Origin of the sequence: Enterovirga sp. GCM10030262, from assembly GCF_042666435.1 — a bacterium.
GTDB lineage: Bacteria > Pseudomonadota > Alphaproteobacteria > Sphingomonadales > Sphingomonadaceae > Allosphingosinicella.
The window spans coordinates 514,026-529,417 of the sequence record NZ_JBHTDC010000002.1; the positions used below are offsets into that span (position 1 = coordinate 514,026).

The window sequence follows — 15,392 nt, forward strand, 5'->3', positions numbered from 1 at the left end:
CCTTTAAGCCGCGGCAGCGCGCATGTCGGCGAGGCGGTAGCGCAGCGTCCGTTCGCTGATCCCGAGCCGTTCAGCGGCGCGCAGGCGATGGCCGCCGGTCGCGTCGAGCGCGGCCCGGATGACCTGCGCCTCGGCGGTGCGGCCGACCCGGGTCAGCGGCTGGAGCGAGTCTTCGTTCGCCGCGGTGACGGCGTCGATGCTGAGGTCGCTGGTCTCGATCCGGTCGCCCTCGCGCAGCAGCATGGCGCGCTGGAGGACGTTGTCGAGTTCGCGCGCATTGCCGGGCCAGGCATGGGCCATCAGCCGTTCGAGCGCGGCCTGGGTCGGCCACGGCACCACGGCGCCTTCCGGCGAATGGCGGACGATGATGGCCGCCGCGATGGCGCGGATGTCGAGCCGGCGGCGGACCAGAGGCTGGAGCTGGAGCGGGAGGACGTTGAGCCGCCAGTAGAGATCGGCGCGGAACCGGCCTTCCGCCACTTCGGCGGCAAGGTCGCGGTTGGCGCAGGCGATGACGCGGACGTCGATCGGCTCGGGCCGCACCGCGCCTACCGGAAGGACTTCCTTCTCCTGGAGCGCGCGGAGCAATTTGGCCTGGAGGGCGATCGGCAGCTCTGAGACTTCGTCGAGCAGCAAAGTGCCGCCATTGGCCGCGCGGAACAGGCCTTCGCCCTCCGCGCTGGCGCCGGTGAAGCTACCCTTCTGGTGGCCGAACAGCATCGCTTCGAGCATCGTGTCGGGCAGCGCCGCGCAATTGACGGCGACGAACGGCTTGTCGGCGCGCGGCGAGGCGGCGTGGAGGAAGCGGGCGAGCCCTTCCTTGCCGGTGCCGGTCTCGCCGAGGATGAGGATGGTGGCATCGCTGCCGGCGATCCGCTCGGCGAGCGCCAGCAGGCGGGCGCTTTCGGGCTCGCCGCAGGCGGGGCGGAGCGCGGGGCGGACCAGCTCGGCGGCGAGGGCATGGCCGAACGCCATGTCGTCGAAGCCGAAGCGAAGCCGCGACGGCTGGTCGGCGCTTCCGACGGTGAGCGAGGGCGCGCCGTCCGCATATTCGATGAGGAGATCGCCAGCGCGGGCCATATCGGCTTCGCCGCTGTCGAGAATGCGAGGGCCGTTCGCCGCGTCTGTGGCCGAGACCGGCCAGCAGGGCAGGCCGGCTCCGGCGAGCCACCGGGCCAGCGCCGGATTGGCGGCCGCCGCCTTTTCGCTCAGTCCGATCATTCTTTTCCCCCGATCGCAGTGCCGCCGGCTTTTCGTCAGCGGCCTTCCCCCCGCCTGTTTAAGCAAGGCACGTGCCAAGCCGGCGAATGGCTCTTTTATGCGCGCGGCGCGCGGGGGCGCGTTCGCGCGCGTCAAAGGGCCGACGGGGATGGGCGTCGGGAAACCGACGCCGAAATTTTGTGATTAAAGCCCCGGCGAACCCCGCCGTTACTGGTTCCGTGGCAGCCGCGGGAAACCACCGGGTCGCCTTGATTGAGCGGGAAAGGATATTCCGATGACTGTTATCAACACCAATACTTCAGCCCTGCGTGCCCAGAACGGCAGCCGCGTCGCCAACAACCAGCTGCAGACCGCCATGGAGCGTCTCTCCACCGGAAAGCGCATCAACTCCGCGAAGGACGACGCCGCCGGCCTCGCCATCGCCAGCTCGATGAGCTCGCAGATCCGCGGCATGAACCAGGGCATCCGCAACTCCAATGACGGCATCTCGATGGCGCAGACGGCGGAAGGCGCGCTGAGCGAAGTCGGCAACATGCTGCAGCGCATCCGCGAACTGGCGGTCCAGGCGTCGAGCGGCACCTATTCGGCCGACGACAAGACCAACCTCCAGGCTGAGGTCACCGAACTCCAGTCGCAGATCACCAGCATCCTCGACAATACCGAGTTCAACGGCATCAAGCTGTTCGACGGAACGGCCGGCACCTCGGGCACCGTGACCATCCAGACCGGCGCCAACGCCTCCGACACGGTCGATCTCGACTTCTCGGACATCAGCGGCGACTATACCGACGCGCTCGCCGTCGACGTGACCAGCCTTGCCGCCGCCGGCGCCGATCTGGACACTCTGTCCGACGCGCTTGCCGCCACCGCCACGACCCGGGCCGAGCTCGGCGCCTCGCAGAGCCGCCTCGACTCGACGGTCAACAACCTGAGCTCGAACGTCGCCAACCTCTCGGACGCCCGTTCGCGGATCGAGGATACGGACTTCTCGTCCGAGACGACCGAGCTCGCCAAGGCGCAGGTCCTGAGCCAGGCATCGACCGCGATGCTCGCCCAGGCCAATCAGAGCGCCCAGAGCGTGCTGAGCCTGCTCCGCTAAGTAGAGCGGACGACAAGGAGCCCCGCCGCGGTCACCCGCGGCGGGGTTTTTTTGCGTCTGATGAAGGGCGGATCGCCAGACAAAAGTCGAAGCCTGCATCCGCAACTTTGAGCGTCATTCCAGCGAAAGCTGGAATCTCACTTCCTGGAAGGCAAAAGATTCCAGCTTTCGCTGGAATGACGAGAAGGGCTCGGCCCCAGATGCGCACTGCCCGGTGCGCGCGCCGCCAGCCACCGGCAACGCCTGGGCGGCAATGGCGCATCGACGAGGAAGTTACCGGTCGCGTACAGTCGTGTGCCTAAGCGTCGTTCGACCGTGAAGACGTTTGGCAAACTCCGCTGACAGCAATCGTTGACGACCCGTCGATCCTGTCGCTAGCTACGTCGGCGGGGTTTTGGCGGGGGCATGAGAACAAAGCTGTGAATGGCCTGATCGGGATTTCCGGGGTCGTGCTGCTCCTGCTGCTCGTCGGCGGGTTGATCGGCATTCAGGACCGCGACCGTTTCAACCCGCGCTGGCTGCTGATCGCCGCGCTCCTGGTTGTGATCAACGACATGCTGCTCACCCGTTTCTACGGGGCGATGCCCAATCTGTTGCCGGACCTGGATCGCAACTGGCAGGGTAAGCTGCTCGCTTTGGCCGCGACCCTCGCGATCGCCGCGCTTCCGATGTTCGGCTGGCGCCGGGTCGGGCTGACCCTCAAGCAGGCGCCTGGGAGCCTCAAGGCAGCTTTGCCCGTCCTGGCGCTCTATTGCGCATTCTTCCTGGGGATAGCGGTCGCGTTTTCCGGCGGCCCAATGAGCAGCGAAGAGATTGCGTTCCAGCTTACCATGCCGGGGCTGGAGGAAGAGCCATTCTATCGGGGAATATTGCTGTTCGCTCTCTACCAGGCCTTTGCCGGCCGCGTGCGCTTCCTTGGCGTCGAATGGGGCTGGGGCGCGATCCTGTCATGCCTGCTCTTCGGCATGGCGCACGCATTCGGTTTCTCCGACGGCCAGTTCTCGTTCGACCCGTTCGTCATGGCGATGACCGCGATTCCATCACTCATCGGCGTGTGGCTGATGTTGCGCACAGGGAGCCTGCTGCTCCCCATCGCGATGCACAATTTCGGGAACGCCATATCGATATTGTTGTGAGGTACGGAAAACCGCAGCCTGAAAAGGCCGCCTTCGATTATCGTCTAAAGGCCGCCCTTTTGAGCATCAGCCCTGGCTGGCGCGGTCCTGCCAGTCGAGGACGGCGAGATAGTTGCGCAGGCGGTTTTCCTCGAGCGAACGGAGCAGGCAGTTCTCGTGGAAGGGAATGACGAGCTCGGCGAGCGCGTCGCCCCATTCGGCGCCGGTGTCGAACAATATGCCGAGCCCGAACACCGCCGGTATCTCGGCGAAGGCGATGCCCCCGCCGTCCATCCTCACCTCCTCGACGAAATCCTCGACCGCGGTCAGCACGCCGTTGCGCGGGCCGCCTTCGTGGATGGCGAAGGCGAACTGGCCCATGCCGCGAAAGCCGCGATGGGGAATGAGCAGGTCGATGCCGGGCAGCGCGCCTCCGTCATAATCATGGAGGTGGCGGAACTCGGCCGGAATCTGGTCCGGTGCATAATATTGATCGCGCCGCCCGGATGGCCAGCCGATGTCGTGCAGGAAGACGAGCAAGGGCTTGCCGTCGCGCTCGCACAAAGCGCGGATACTCTTGAGCTCGTGATAGACGGTGTACCAATTATGGTCGCCGTCGATCAGCCAGGCATCGACGCCGGCGAGCTGGTCGAACGCCGCCAGGCTGGACTGGGCGATGTGGCGGACCTGGTCGTGGTCGGCCACCCATTGCAGGAACTCGGCCTTGGGCGCCGGATCGATGCTGGTCAGCCGGCCGCCGCGCTCGCCCGCGAAATCCGCGAGCATCGCCGACATGCCGCCATATTCGGCGCCGATCTCGACGATCTCGCGGGCATCGGCGATGGCGAGCGCCTGGAGGATGATGTCGGAAAATTCGGACATCGAATGGATCAGCAGATTGGCCATCAGGCGGCTTTCCTCATTTCATTGGCTTGGCTGCGCCACAGCACGGGGCGAAAGACGAGCGACAGGAGCATAAGCCGGTCGCCGGTGCCGACCGGCGGCGGCGCCAGCATCAGCGCATTGCCGCCGCAGCGGAACAGGCCGCCCGCCGCTTCCTCCATCCCTTCGTGGATAAGGCGCGCGGGGATGGAAAGGCCGTTCTTCCCCGGTTTCCCGAACGCCTCCACGTCGTGGAACAGGGCATCCTCGATCTGCGCCCATTCGCACAGGCCGCCAAGCTGGACGCCGACGGTGAAGCGGGCGGCGCCGATCGGGATCGCGGCCATGTAATAGCCGTCATGGGTTGGATGCGCCTCGACCTCGATCGCGGCCTGCCCGCGCTCGTCGGCGAGGATCACCGGGATCCTGACGCTTCGGGCGGCAAAGTCGCTGCTGCGAAGGTCGAGCCCCAGGCGGCTGACGCTGAACAGCGACAGGTTGAGCGGCAGGCCGTGGGCCTGAAGCTCGCCCGGAAGATACATGCGGCCGACATCGTTCAAATAGGAGAGCCCGCGCCGGCGAAGGCCGTCGGCGCTGGCGTCGATATCGAGCAATTTGACGAGATCGTTGGTGCCCAGATTGACGTCGTGGTCGAAGCTCTCGAAGATCGCCACCTCCTCCGCCTGCGGCAGGAAGAGCAGGCGCGCGAGGATGGCGCCGGCCATGCGGCGGCGGGCCTCGGCATCGTCCGAGACGGGCGGTCGAACCATGCCCGTCCGCGATCCGCGGGCGAAGGCGACGCAGGCGTCCTGAATCCGGTCGCGGGCGTCGTTCTGCAGGCCTTTCAGACCCGCCGCCTTGCGGATCGGCTCGCCTTCCGGCGTGTAATCGACCACCGATCCTTGCGCGATCGTGCACATCTGCTCGATGACGGCGATGCAGCCGCACAGCGCGTGCAGCGTCTTCAGGTCGTAATGGCGGGCGTCGAGAAAGCCTTTCTTGTCGTAGCCGGTCTGCGCCTCTTCGCGGAGCAGCATGTAGCGGCCGGCGACGTGGAGGTTCATCCGGTCCCTCAGCACCGGCTCGATGAAATTCTGGACCGTGCCGTTATAGCCAAGGTCGACGAGCATCACGGCATCGCCGTCGCGCACGCCGGCCGCCCTCAGATGCGCCATCAGCCGCTCGGCGAACCCGGCCGAGCGCGTCACGATCTTGCGAATGGCGCCGGGCTGGCAGGCGGCGCGTCCGAACGTCTCCTGGGCGGCCGCGCCGGTGCGGCCGCCGGCCAGCTTGCGACCTTCCTGGTCGGTCAGCAGGAGCTGCCGGGCGAGGACATCCACCCGTTCATGCTCCTCGGCACAGGCAAGATAGTCGCGGATCGCGGCCTCGTCGATGAAGCCGGCGCGGCACGCGGTGAAGCGGCTGATTTCGATCGCGCCGGTGGCCGCGTCCGGAAAGACCGCGTCATATACCCGCTTCGGCAGATGGCCGTCGCGCAGGACGAACAATGTCCGCACCGGTTTTCCAGTGCGACCGGCCAGCGCCTCCGCCTCGTCCTTCACCCATCCGGCGAAAGCATGCATCAGCGGACCCATCACGTCATGTCCCAGCGCCCAGACCGTGTCGCATTCTTCGCGGACGGAAAGCATCGGACGGTGCGGCTGAAAGGTGGGGGTAGCGGCGCGGGTGGCCGGATCGAGCACAGTCGCGGCGGCCGCTTCGAGACGCAGCCGCTGCTCGCAGGCGGCATCGAACTGCCTGAAATGGGCGGTGCATATCCCGAGCGCGGCGGGCGCGACATGGTCCGCCTTGATATTGTCGCCGACGTGAAGGATCGTTTCCGGCGCGGCGTTCAGCGCCTGGAGCACGGGCTTGAACAGCCCCTCCCCCTTGCTCAAGCCATGTTCCGATGAGCAGAAGATGCGGTCGATCAGGCGGAGCGCCTCCTCGCCCGCGGCCTCGCCGATCAGGCGGCGGAGCTGCGGCTCGCTGAGATAGGTGTCGCTGACGATGATGATGCCGAGGCCGCGCGCCTTCGCGTCGCGCATCAGGTCGAGCACCGGCGCGAAGCCGTAGCAATGGCGCGCCTCGGCCTTCAGCTCGATCTCCACCGCGGATTGGATTTCGGCCTCCCCGGCCGACGGGTGCATCCGCCGGTAGATTTCCTCGATCGACACTTCGTTGCGGCGGTCGTTGAACTTGGCCGCCTTGCGCGCGCGCTGTTCCGCCCACATGCGGGGGCCGACGCCGCCGCCCGCGACCGGCAAATCGGCGAACACGTCGCGCGGGGCCTGGGCGTTGCGCCAGATCAACGTGTCGAAACAATCGAGCGACAAATAGCGCAAGCCCGCCGGCGCCTGGTCCAGAAGCGAGGCGAGTTCAGCGGCTCGAACGACAACCTTCATGATGACTTTCCTTGAATTGGATCAGGCCCAGTCGGCGAGCGACCCGCGCAGCTTTTCGAGCGCGGCCTTCTTGATCTGACAGATGCGGGCGGCGCCGACGCCGAGTGTCTCGCCAATCTCCTCGAGGTTCATCTCCTCGACGAAATACAGCTGGAGCACCATCGCGTCGCGTTCGGGAAGGGTGCGGATGCCGGCGGCGATGGCGGCCTTGAGCCCCTTGCGCTCGAGCGCGGTGTCGGCGCGGTCCTCGACGTCGGCGAACCACATCGACTGGTCCGAATAGACGTCGTCGAGCGATTCCTGGCGGAGCGACTGGGTGTCGTCGACCAATGACCGATAATCGGCCGGGGCGAGCCCCATCTCCTCGGCCATCTCTGCGTCGCTCGCGGCGCGGCCGAACCGGGTCTCCAGCCGCGTCCGCACCGCCGCCATCTCGCGGCGACGGACCATCGCCGAGCGGCAGATGGTGGCGTGACGGCGAAGATGATCGATCATCGCGCCGCGGATGCGGATGGTGGCGTAGGTCGAAAAAGCGTGGCCGCGATCCTCGAAGGCGTTGGCCGCCTCGACCAAGGCGACCATGCCGACCTGGACCAGATCCTCCACCTCCATCGCGGTCGAGACCCGGCCATGGACGTGCCAGGCGATCTTGCGGACCAGCGCCATATGGCCGCGCGCGAGCACCTCCGGCGCCGGCCGCGCGGGCCTGCGCTGATAGGTGACGGCGACCTCGCCCGGATCAGTGAGCGCCATGCATGGCCTCCATGCCGAAGAAGCGGTGGCCGCCGGCGGTCGGCGGCATCGGTTTGTCGGAAAGGGCGCGGGCGATGCGGGTGAAGGCCGCGCTCGCCCGCGATTCAGGGAACGCTTCCAGGCAGCAACGCTTGCGGAACACCGATTCGCGGACATGGTCGTCGCGCGGCACCGAGCCCAGATGCGTCAGCTGGATGGGCAGGAAGCGCCGGACGACCTCGCTGAAATGGCGGAACAAGGCCCGTCCGCTATTGTCGTCGTCGACCATGTTGGTGACGACCGAGACGGCGGTGCAATCATGGTCAAGCGCCAGCACCTTGACGAGGGCATAAGCGTCCATGAACGCCGTCGGCTCGGCCGAGAGGACAAGCAGGATCACGTCCGACGCCGAGACCAGGCTCAGCGATTCCGGATAGATGCCGCTCGCCGTGTCGACCAGCACATGATCGAGCGTCGCCGCATAAGGACGCAAGGCGTCGGCGAGGCGACGCCGGTCGCTCTTGTCGAGGCCGGGAAGGATGCCGCTGCCGCTATGGCCCGGGACGATGCGCAGGCCCGACGGGCCCTGCTGCACGACATCGTCCAGCGCGCAGTCGCGCGCGAGCACGTCGGCGATGGTCGCGGTGGCGTTGAGGCCGAGCAGGATGTTGGCATTGGCGAGGCCCATGTCGCCGTCGATCAGCATCGCCTGCTTGCCGAGCCGGGCGAGCGCGACCGAGAGATTGACGGACAGGTTGGTCTTGCCGACGCCGCCCTTGCCGCTGGTGACGGCGATGACGCGGGCGTTCCGTTCGCGGCGCCCGATCATGCCGCATTCTCCAGCATCGGCTTCGACACGGCGCCGCCGACGACGGCGATCACTTCCACGGGCTTACCATCGGGAATCTCCAGGAACGAAAGGACGGGCACGTCCGGAATGTGGGGCGCGAGCAGGCGGGCGAGCGGGCGGCGGGCGATGGGCGAGGTCACCACCGCGAAGCGCCGCGCCTCGCCAAGCAGCGGACCGGCGACCTCGCCGACCGCCTGGACGATCTTCTGGGCGAGGCCCGGCTCGATCGGATGGCTGGCCTCGGGGCCGGCGCGCACCGCCTGGTTGAGGAGGCTTTCAAGGCCGGGATCGAGCGTCAGCACCGGCAGCGGCATGCGCACCGGCACGAGCGTCTGGACGATCAGCGCGCCGATCCGCTGGCGCACCGCCTCGACGAGCCGGACCGGGTCGGTCTCCTCGCGTGCGGCGTCGACCATCGCTTCGGCGATGCGGCGGAAATCCTTCAAGGGCACGCCTTCCGACAGCAGCGACCGGCAGAGCGCGGCGATCGAGGCGAGCGCCAGCGGCTGCGGCGTCAGGCCGGCGACCAATTGCGGCGCATTCTCCTTCAGCGCGTCGAGCAGTTTCTGCGCCTCGTCCATGCCGAACAATTCGGCGGCCGAGGACTGGACGATCTGGTTCAGGTGGGTGGCGACGACGGTGGAAGGATCGACCACTGTATAGCCGGCGACCACCGCGTCGGCGCGCCTGGAGGGATTGATCCAGACCGCGTCCAGCCCGAAGGTCGGATCCTTGACGATCTTGCCTTCGATCCGTTCGAGCAGGTCGCCGGAATCGAGCGCGAGCAGGTCTTCCGGCCAGATCTCGTCTTCGGCGCAGATGACGCCGGCGACGGTGATCCGGTAGCTGTTGGGACCCAGAGCGAGGTTGTCGCGCACCCGCACCAGCGGAACGACGAAGCCCAGCTCGCGCGAAAGCTGGCGGCGGATACCGGTGATCCGGGTCATCAGCGGCGCGCCCTTGCGCTCGTCGACCAGGCCGATCAGCGCATAGCCGAGCTCTAGGCCCAAGGCGGCGCCGTCGCTGACTTCGTCCCAGCCGATGACGCTCGGCGAAACCGGCGCCTCCGGAGCCACGGCGGCCGCGGCGTCTTCCGCGATCTTGGCTTTGCGGAGTTTCCAGGCGACGAAACCCGCGAGGGCTGCCGCCGGCAGGATGATGAGGTGCGGCATTCCCGGCAGGATGCCGAGGAAGGCGAGGATCGCGGCGACCGGGGTCCAGGCGCGGCTCGAGGCGAACTGGCTGCTGATCTGGCCGGAAAGGTCGAGCGGCGAGTTGACCCGGGTGACGACCGACGCCGCCGCGATCGACAGCAGCAAAGCGGGCACCTGCGCCACCAAGGCGTCGCCGATCGCGAGCAGCACGTAGATTTCGGCCGCTTCGCCGAGCGACAGGCCGTGGCTCAGCGTGCCGAGCACCAGCCCGCCGACGATGTTGATGACGAGGATCAGCACGCCGGCGATGGCGTCGCCCTTCACGAACTTGGAGGCGCCATCCATCGAGCCGTAAAAATCGGCCTCGGTCGCAACTTCCTGGCGGCGCGCCTTGGCTTCTTCGGGAGTGAGCAGGCCGGCATTGAGGTCCGCGTCGATCGCCATCTGCTTGCCGGGCATGGCGTCGAGGGTGAAGCGCGCCGAGACTTCCGACACGCGCCCCGCGCCCTTGGTGATGACGACCAGGTTGATGATCATCAGGATCGCGAATACGAACAGGCCGACGGCGTAATCGCCGCCGATCAGCATGCTCCCGAACGCCTCGATGACGTGGCCGGCCGCGTCGGGCCCTTCATGGCCACTCACCAGCACGACGCGGGTGGACGCCACGTTGAGCGCAAGCCGGAACAGGGTCGCGAACAGGAGGACGGTCGGGAAGGACGAGAAATCGAGCGGCTTCACCACGTTCAGCGCGACCATCAGCACCGCCAGGCTGATCATGATGTTGGCGATGAAGCCGATGTCGAGGACGGTCGAATGGACCGGCACGACCATCAGCATGACGAGCATCAAGGTGGCGATCGGCAGGACCGCGCCCTTGCCGGCATTCATCCAGAGCATACGGTTCACGGCGGGGGCAACCATCGCGTCAGCCTCCGAGCTGGGCGAGCATCAGATAGGCCAGCCGCGCATATTGAGGGGAAGGCCGGATCAGCGGCTGCGGCTGATGGGCGAGCGCGGCCATGCGCAACGCCGGGAAATCGGATTGTATCTGGTCGGATTGCGTTTCGGGCGCGAGCGCGGCCATCTGTATCTCCGGAAATTGCGATTGCGCCGGCAGAGGGCGCGGCAGCGGCGCGGCGGCCCCACCGATCTTCGAGGCGAAGCGCGTTCGTATCTCGGCGAAGCTGCGCGGGCTGCCGTCGCGATTGTAGAAGACGGCGCGGTTGGCCCGCGCGGCGGCGGGAAGGATGCCCGCCGCCGGCGCGCCGGGCGCGGCGTCGTGGGCGCGGAGGAACTGGCTGGCGCCGCCGGCGCCGAGGAAATGGGCGAGATAGAGGTCGACCGGCTCGGCCGCGCGGCCCAGCCTGCCTTCGAGATAGGATTTGTTGTCAGACGCGAACTCGGCGGCCATCGCCGACGCCGCCTCGGGCTGACGGCGAAGATCGAGGATGGCGCGGCGGGTCGCCGGATCGGCGACATGGTAGCGGCCGTTCGAGCCCTGCCGGATCGCGGCGGCGGCCCAGCCGAGGCCATGTTCGGCGCCATGCTTCCTGACCGTGCCGAGCCAGGTCTGGTCGATAAACTGGAACAGACCGGTCGCGCTCGAGGTGCGCGCGCGGGCGTTGGGATCAAGCCCGCTTTCGACCTTGGCCTGGTTGAGCAGATAGGTGAAGTCGACCCCGGTCCGAGCCGAGGCGCGGGCGATGGCGCTGCCGACGCGGCCTTGCGGCGCGTTGCTCACCTCGTCTCTCATTGCCGTCGGAATCATGACGCCCCCTGTTGGTCGGGGGAGTAGAAGCAACTGCCGTGCCAGATGGGGGCGGCTCTCGCCGTCATTCCAGCGAAAGCTGGAATCTCCTTGCGTAACGAAGTGGGATTCCCGCTTTCGCGGGAATGACGGGAGTGCGGATCGAGCGGCCTTAGCGGCCGCGGCTCCCGTCGCGGCCATACAGGGCGGCGGCTTCGCGCCCCCGCGCCGCGTCGAGCGCGTCGCTGCGCTGGCGGGTGAGGTCCGTCAGAAAATTGACGCGGACGCGTGCGGCCTCGGCGAGCTTCGCGATATGCTCGGCGCGGCTTTTATTCCCGGGATCGTTCAGCAGGTCGCCGCCGGCGGCGCGCAGCTCGTCGACGGCGTCGCGGATTCGAGCCACGCTCGCCTCGACCGCGGCGGCGTCAGGGCCGTCCAGCGCGCCGATCAGTTCCTCGTGGCAGGCCTGGAGCCTGTCGAGCAACGCAAGCGTCACGCATAGCCCCGCGACGGCAGGTCGAGCGCGATCATGCGTTCCGCTATCTTGTCGGGATCGACCGGATAGCGGCCTTCGGCGATGGCGGCGCGGATCGCGGCGACCTTCTCGGCATCGATCGGAGCGCCCGCCGCGGCCATTTCCGCGGCCGGAGTGGAAAGGCCGGCAACGCTGTCACCCCCGAGCCCGTCGCCCGCTTTCGCCGAGGCGGCGCTTCGTTCGACAGAGGTCCGCACAAGGTCGATCCGCCCTGCCGGTCCGCTTTTTCCCACACCGTCGATCATCGCTTCATCCTTCCGGGCCAATATTTACCCCGCCCACGCAACCTGCACTCTATAACGGCAGCGGCCGCGATCAATTAAATCCCGTGACGGAAACGCGGCCGTCCTCGGTCACCTGGCCGAATATCGGCGCGCTCTTGCGGTCGGCGCGAAGGCGGATTCGTTCGCCGGCGGCGCCATCCTCTTCGGCGACGGCGAGCGTGCTGACCTGGAAGGTCCCGCCAAAGGCGAATACCTCGACCTGGTCGCCGCGACGGATGACCGGCTCGGCCGCGGCCGCCGCGACCGCGGCGCTGCGGGTCAAGGGAACGCGGATGCGCCAGCCGAGCGGCTCGCAGCGCAGAGTCGCGGCGCCCAGATGTGGCGCCTCCACGATCACCGGCTCGGGACAGGCGGCGAGCTTCAGCCGGCGGTCGAGCGGGCTCGAAGGCCCACCGGCTTCGCCGATGCCGGCGCCGAGCGCCACGACGAGCCGCGTCTCCAGGCCAGCGAGATCCTCGAATCCCTGCGCGGCGGCCGGCGCGGCGCAGAGCGCCGACACGAGGACCAGGCGTCGGAATAACGTCACCATGCTGATGCTCCCATAGGTTCGGGAGGTATCGAAGCAACAGCCGTGCCAAATATCTATACCAGCCGCACAACCAGGCGGTGGGCCGCGCCATCGCCGTCGCGCGCCGGCACCACGATCTCGACTTTTTCTTCCGCCACACCGCCTTCGCGTACCGCGCGCGCCGCCGCCGCCGCGCGGGCGGCGGCGAGCTCCCAGCCGTCGAAGCGGCGCGCGGCGGGATCGCGGCCGAGGCTTTCGATCCGCACGGCCTTGCCGTCGCGCGTCGCATCCCTGCCGATCGCCACCAGCGCCTCGCGCGCGGAGTCCGTCAGCCTGGCTTCGCCCGGCTCGAACAAGGCGGCGCCTGGACGGTCGAGAATGAAACCGGCAGCGGGTTGGTCGGAGCCCAACGCTTCGCGCGCGCTCGCCGCCACCGCGCGCACGTCGGCTTTCCCGGCATAGAGGAGAATGAAGAAGCCGAGCAGCAGCAGCGCCAGATCGGCGAAGCTCGTCGCCCAGCGCGCGGCCGGGGACCGCGTCATTCCGCCCTCGCCCGCCGCTTCAGCCATTGCTCCGTGGTGACCGAGGCTTCGGCCCGGGCCAGCGCCTCGAGCCGGGCCAGCGCCGTTTGCTGCCAGCGCCGCTCCGCCATCGAGAGCCGTTCCAGCCGGCCCGCTATCGGCCCCGCCACGGCGGCGGAGAATATGAGGCCGTAGAGCGTGGTGAGCAAGGCGAGCGCCATCGCCGGGCCGATCGTGGCGGGATCGTCCATCGCGGCGAACATGCCGATGAGGCCGATAACGGTGCCGATCATCCCCATCGCCGGGGCCGCTTCCGCCGCGGCGCGCCAGATTGCGGTCGCGCCTTCGTGCCTCGCCGCGCGATCCTCCACATCCTTTTGGGCCCAGCGCGCGAAATCCTCGGCGCTGGCGGCGTCGGCGAGCCGCAGCGCCGCGCGCCGGACGAAAGGTCCGGCCCCTCGCACATGATCGGCGCAGGCGATGCCCTTCTGCTCGGCGATATGCTCGATCTCGCGGACGGAGCGGCGGGCCGCCATCGCGTCCGCCGCCGGCCGCGCCCGCAAGAGCGGCCGGAGCGCCGCCAGCGCCCGCGCCAGATCCTCGCGCGTCCCCCGCATGGCGGAGCTCAGCGCCGTTCCGCCGAGGACGAGCAGCAGCGCCATCGGGTCGAGGAGGCGCGCCGCCAGTTCGAACATGCTTAACGCCTCCCTGCTCCGCGACCGGCAAGACTTTGCCGCCGGGCCGGCAAGATTTTGCCGCCTTCCAGCCAACAGCCGCTTCCGACACGCCTTTTCGCGAGGCGCGCAGATTTGGCACGGCCATTGCACGATGCGACGCCGACATACCTGCCCTCCTGCCTTAACGGCCGGCCCGGGCGATAGTTTAGAGGAGTTGCGACGATGGCGGACGGCCATTCGCTTTTCGGGATACATGGCGCGGCGCTCGCTTTGCGCTCGCAGCGTCTGTCGATGCTCGCCTCGAACATCGCCAATGCCGCGACGCCCAATTACAAGGCGCGCGACATCGATTTCGACAAGGCGCTGAAGCTCGCGACCCAAGGCCGCGGCACCGACGCCGCCGTCGACAATTCGGTCGCCTACCGCGTGCCGGTGACGCCCTCGCTCGACGGCAACACGGTCGAGCTGTCGACCGAACAGACCCTCTTCGCCGAAAATGCGGTCCAGTATCGCACCACCCTCGCCTTCCTCGAAGGCCGGATCGGCACGCTCAAGCGCGCGCTCAAGGGAGAATAAGGATGGAAAAGCCCTTCTCCGTCTTCGACATTGCCGGCCGGGCCATGTCCGCCCAATTGGTGCGGCTCAACACGACCGCGTCGAACCTCGCCAATGCCGGCTCCGTCTCGGGCACCAAGGAAGACGCCTTCCGCGCCCTGAAGCCGGTGTTCCGCACCGTCGGCAACGGGGAGGGCGTCGCCACCGTCGCCGTCGACCGCGTCGTCCAGGCGGACAAGGAGCCGGTGATGCGCCACGCGCCCGGCCACCCGCTCGCCGACGAGAACGGCAATGTCTGGGAAGCCGGCGTCGATGCCGCGGCCGAGCTGGTCGAAATGGTCGAGACCGCCCGCCAGTATCAGAACAACGTCCAGGTTCTCCAGACCGCCAAGACTTTGACCCTCGACACCTTGAGGCTCGGCCAATGACGACGATCACCGACACCGCGACCCAATTTTCGGGCGTGCCCACGGCGACCAAGGCGCCGGGCGCGATGGACCAGAATGATTTCCTGCGGCTGATGACCACCCAGCTCACCACCCAGGATCCGTTCAACCCGATGGACAACACCCAGATGGTCGCCCAGATGGCGCAGTTCAGCCAGGTCGCCGGCATCGCCGAGATGAACCAGAGCCTGAAGGCCTTGGTCGAAGGCATGGGAACGCCCGGCCGCCTGACCGACGCCGCCAGCTGGATCGGCCGCTCGGTCCTCATCGCCTCCGACGTCGCCGCGCCCGGCAAGGACGGCGGCTATGCGGGCGAAATCGCGCTTCCGGACGGCGCCGAGAGCGTCTCGATCAGCTATGTCGATTCCACCGGCGCGGTCGTTCATTCCGAGCAGCTCGGCGCGCAGCCGGCGGGCACCGTTCCCTTCGCCTGGAACGGCAAGAATGCCGCCGGCGAGACCGTTGCCACCGGCCCGCTCAAGATGGTCGTCAACGCCACCGTCAAGGGCGAGGCCGCCACTCCGGCCACCGCCACCTGGGCCAGTGTCACCGGCATCCAATCGCCGGCCAGCGGCGGCGCGACCAGGCTTCTCACCGCGCTCGGGGCCTTGTCGCCCGAAGAAGCGCTCCGCCTTTCCTGATTTCAACCCGAGGGAGT

At 67.9% G+C, this 15,392-nt stretch carries 17 protein-coding genes; 5 read left to right on the forward strand and 12 right to left on the reverse strand.

The window, feature by feature from the left end; genetic code table 11:
* Positions 1–3: 3 nt before the first annotated feature.
* Positions 4–1,221, reverse strand: coding sequence for a sigma-54 interaction domain-containing protein (locus tag ACFQRC_RS11715; protein WP_379961406.1), 1,218 nt, complete (start codon positions 1,219–1,221; stop codon positions 4–6).
* Positions 1,222–1,495: 274 nt separating this feature from the next.
* Between ACFQRC_RS11715 and ACFQRC_RS11720 the strand changes: the two genes are divergently transcribed.
* Together ACFQRC_RS11720 and ACFQRC_RS11725 are read left to right on the forward strand one after the other, a co-directional pair.
* Entirely contained in the window at positions 1,496–2,320 is an 825-nt protein-coding gene (locus ACFQRC_RS11720; RefSeq protein WP_379961408.1) for a flagellin, read from the forward strand.
* Positions 2,321–2,739: 419 nt separating this feature from the next.
* On the forward strand, positions 2,740–3,456 hold the full coding sequence (locus tag ACFQRC_RS11725; RefSeq protein ID WP_379961410.1) for a CPBP family intramembrane glutamic endopeptidase: 717 nt from the start codon (positions 2,740–2,742) through the stop codon (positions 3,454–3,456).
* Positions 3,457–3,522: 66 nt separating this feature from the next.
* Here the strand turns inward: ACFQRC_RS11725 and ACFQRC_RS11730 are convergent, their stop codons facing one another.
* The 11 genes from ACFQRC_RS11730 to ACFQRC_RS11780 all read right to left on the reverse strand — a co-directional run bounded on the left by ACFQRC_RS11730 (position 3,523) and on the right by ACFQRC_RS11780 (position 13,751).
* Positions 3,523–4,341 (reverse strand): class I SAM-dependent methyltransferase, encoded by an 819-nt coding sequence (locus tag ACFQRC_RS11730; RefSeq protein ID WP_379961412.1) that lies wholly within the window; start codon positions 4,339–4,341, stop codon positions 3,523–3,525.
* Complete coding sequence (locus tag ACFQRC_RS11735) at positions 4,341–6,722, reverse strand: hypothetical protein (RefSeq protein ID WP_379961414.1); 2,382 nt, start codon at positions 6,720–6,722, stop codon at positions 4,341–4,343. The genes ACFQRC_RS11730 and ACFQRC_RS11735 overlap by 1 nt, the downstream gene beginning before the upstream one ends.
* A 21-nt stretch (positions 6,723–6,743) precedes the next feature.
* A complete protein-coding gene (locus ACFQRC_RS11740) occupies positions 6,744–7,475 on the reverse strand; it encodes a sigma-70 family RNA polymerase sigma factor (protein ID WP_379961416.1) in 732 nt (243 codons plus the stop codon).
* Complete coding sequence (locus ACFQRC_RS11745; RefSeq protein WP_379961418.1) at positions 7,462–8,283, reverse strand: MinD/ParA family protein; 822 nt, start codon at positions 8,281–8,283, stop codon at positions 7,462–7,464. Before ACFQRC_RS11745 ends, ACFQRC_RS11740 begins: the two co-directional genes overlap by 14 nt.
* Positions 8,280–10,382, reverse strand: a complete 2,103-nt coding sequence (gene flhA, locus ACFQRC_RS11750; protein ID WP_379961420.1) for a flagellar biosynthesis protein FlhA — start codon at positions 10,380–10,382, stop codon at positions 8,280–8,282. The genes ACFQRC_RS11745 and flhA overlap by 4 nt, the downstream gene beginning before the upstream one ends.
* Positions 10,383–10,386: 4 nt before the next feature.
* Positions 10,387–11,229, reverse strand: a complete 843-nt coding sequence (locus tag ACFQRC_RS11755; RefSeq protein ID WP_379961422.1) for a transglycosylase SLT domain-containing protein — start codon at positions 11,227–11,229, stop codon at positions 10,387–10,389.
* 151 nt (positions 11,230–11,380) lie between these two features.
* On the reverse strand, positions 11,381–11,704 hold the full coding sequence (locus tag ACFQRC_RS11760; RefSeq protein ID WP_379961424.1) for a hypothetical protein: 324 nt from the start codon (positions 11,702–11,704) through the stop codon (positions 11,381–11,383).
* The gene (gene flgM / locus ACFQRC_RS11765; protein WP_379961426.1) at positions 11,701–11,988 is read right to left on the reverse strand and encodes a flagellar biosynthesis anti-sigma factor FlgM; all 288 of its coding nucleotides are present in this window, start codon (positions 11,986–11,988) and stop codon (positions 11,701–11,703) included. Before flgM ends, ACFQRC_RS11760 begins: the two co-directional genes overlap by 4 nt.
* Positions 11,989–12,058: 70 nt before the next feature.
* Positions 12,059–12,556: a flagella basal body P-ring formation protein FlgA gene (locus ACFQRC_RS11770; RefSeq protein ID WP_379961428.1), complete on the reverse strand. Its 498-nt coding sequence runs from the start codon at positions 12,554–12,556 to the stop codon at positions 12,059–12,061.
* A 53-nt stretch (positions 12,557–12,609) separates the two neighbouring features.
* Entirely contained in the window at positions 12,610–13,077 is a 468-nt protein-coding gene (locus ACFQRC_RS11775; RefSeq protein WP_379961430.1) for an OmpA family protein, read from the reverse strand.
* Positions 13,074–13,751 (reverse strand): MotA/TolQ/ExbB proton channel family protein, encoded by a 678-nt coding sequence (locus tag ACFQRC_RS11780; protein WP_379961432.1) that lies wholly within the window; start codon positions 13,749–13,751, stop codon positions 13,074–13,076. The genes ACFQRC_RS11775 and ACFQRC_RS11780 overlap by 4 nt, the downstream gene beginning before the upstream one ends.
* Before the next feature lie 204 nt (positions 13,752–13,955).
* Between ACFQRC_RS11780 and flgB the strand changes: the two genes are divergently transcribed.
* From flgB to ACFQRC_RS11795, 3 genes are read left to right on the forward strand one after another with little or no spacing between them, the layout of a single operon-like run.
* Positions 13,956–14,309 carry a flagellar basal body rod protein FlgB gene (gene flgB, locus ACFQRC_RS11785; RefSeq protein ID WP_379961434.1) on the forward strand — a complete coding sequence of 118 codons (354 nt, stop codon included), beginning with the start codon at positions 13,956–13,958 and terminating at the stop codon, positions 14,307–14,309.
* A 2-nt stretch (positions 14,310–14,311) separates the two neighbouring features.
* A complete protein-coding gene (gene flgC / locus ACFQRC_RS11790; RefSeq protein WP_379961436.1) occupies positions 14,312–14,716 on the forward strand; it encodes a flagellar basal body rod protein FlgC in 405 nt (134 codons plus the stop codon).
* Positions 14,713–15,375 (forward strand): flagellar hook assembly protein FlgD, encoded by a 663-nt coding sequence (locus tag ACFQRC_RS11795; protein WP_379961438.1) that lies wholly within the window; start codon positions 14,713–14,715, stop codon positions 15,373–15,375. Before flgC ends, ACFQRC_RS11795 begins: the two co-directional genes overlap by 4 nt.
* Positions 15,376–15,392 lie beyond the last annotated feature (17 nt).

What these genes read in the sequence shown, in the direction of transcription:
- ACFQRC_RS11780 (WP_379961432.1), bottom strand. Translation starts at nt 13,751, where the DNA reads ATGTTCGAACTGGCGGCGCGCCTCCTCGACCCGATGGCGCTGCTGCTC.
- ACFQRC_RS11730 (WP_379961412.1), bottom strand. Translation starts at nt 4,341, where the DNA reads ATGGCCAATCTGCTGATCCATTCGATGTCCGAATTTTCCGACATCATC.
- ACFQRC_RS11740 (WP_379961416.1), bottom strand. Translation starts at nt 7,475, where the DNA reads ATGGCGCTCACTGATCCGGGCGAGGTCGCCGTCACCTATCAGCGCAGG.
- flhA (WP_379961420.1), bottom strand. Translation starts at nt 10,382, where the DNA reads ATGGTTGCCCCCGCCGTGAACCGTATGCTCTGGATGAATGCCGGCAAG.
- ACFQRC_RS11745 (WP_379961418.1), bottom strand. Translation starts at nt 8,283, where the DNA reads ATGATCGGGCGCCGCGAACGGAACGCCCGCGTCATCGCCGTCACCAGC.
- ACFQRC_RS11720 (WP_379961408.1), top strand. Translation starts at nt 1,496, where the DNA reads ATGACTGTTATCAACACCAATACTTCAGCCCTGCGTGCCCAGAACGGC.
- ACFQRC_RS11735 (WP_379961414.1), bottom strand. Translation starts at nt 6,722, where the DNA reads ATGAAGGTTGTCGTTCGAGCCGCTGAACTCGCCTCGCTTCTGGACCAG.
- flgM (WP_379961426.1), bottom strand. Translation starts at nt 11,988, where the DNA reads ATGATCGACGGTGTGGGAAAAAGCGGACCGGCAGGGCGGATCGACCTT.
- ACFQRC_RS11715 (WP_379961406.1), bottom strand. Translation starts at nt 1,221, where the DNA reads ATGATCGGACTGAGCGAAAAGGCGGCGGCCGCCAATCCGGCGCTGGCC.
- ACFQRC_RS11770 (WP_379961428.1), bottom strand. Translation starts at nt 12,556, where the DNA reads ATGGTGACGTTATTCCGACGCCTGGTCCTCGTGTCGGCGCTCTGCGCC.
- flgC (WP_379961436.1), top strand. Translation starts at nt 14,312, where the DNA reads ATGGAAAAGCCCTTCTCCGTCTTCGACATTGCCGGCCGGGCCATGTCC.
- ACFQRC_RS11775 (WP_379961430.1), bottom strand. Translation starts at nt 13,077, where the DNA reads ATGACGCGGTCCCCGGCCGCGCGCTGGGCGACGAGCTTCGCCGATCTG.
- flgB (WP_379961434.1), top strand. Translation starts at nt 13,956, where the DNA reads ATGGCGGACGGCCATTCGCTTTTCGGGATACATGGCGCGGCGCTCGCT.
- ACFQRC_RS11795 (WP_379961438.1), top strand. Translation starts at nt 14,713, where the DNA reads ATGACGACGATCACCGACACCGCGACCCAATTTTCGGGCGTGCCCACG.
- ACFQRC_RS11755 (WP_379961422.1), bottom strand. Translation starts at nt 11,229, where the DNA reads ATGATTCCGACGGCAATGAGAGACGAGGTGAGCAACGCGCCGCAAGGC.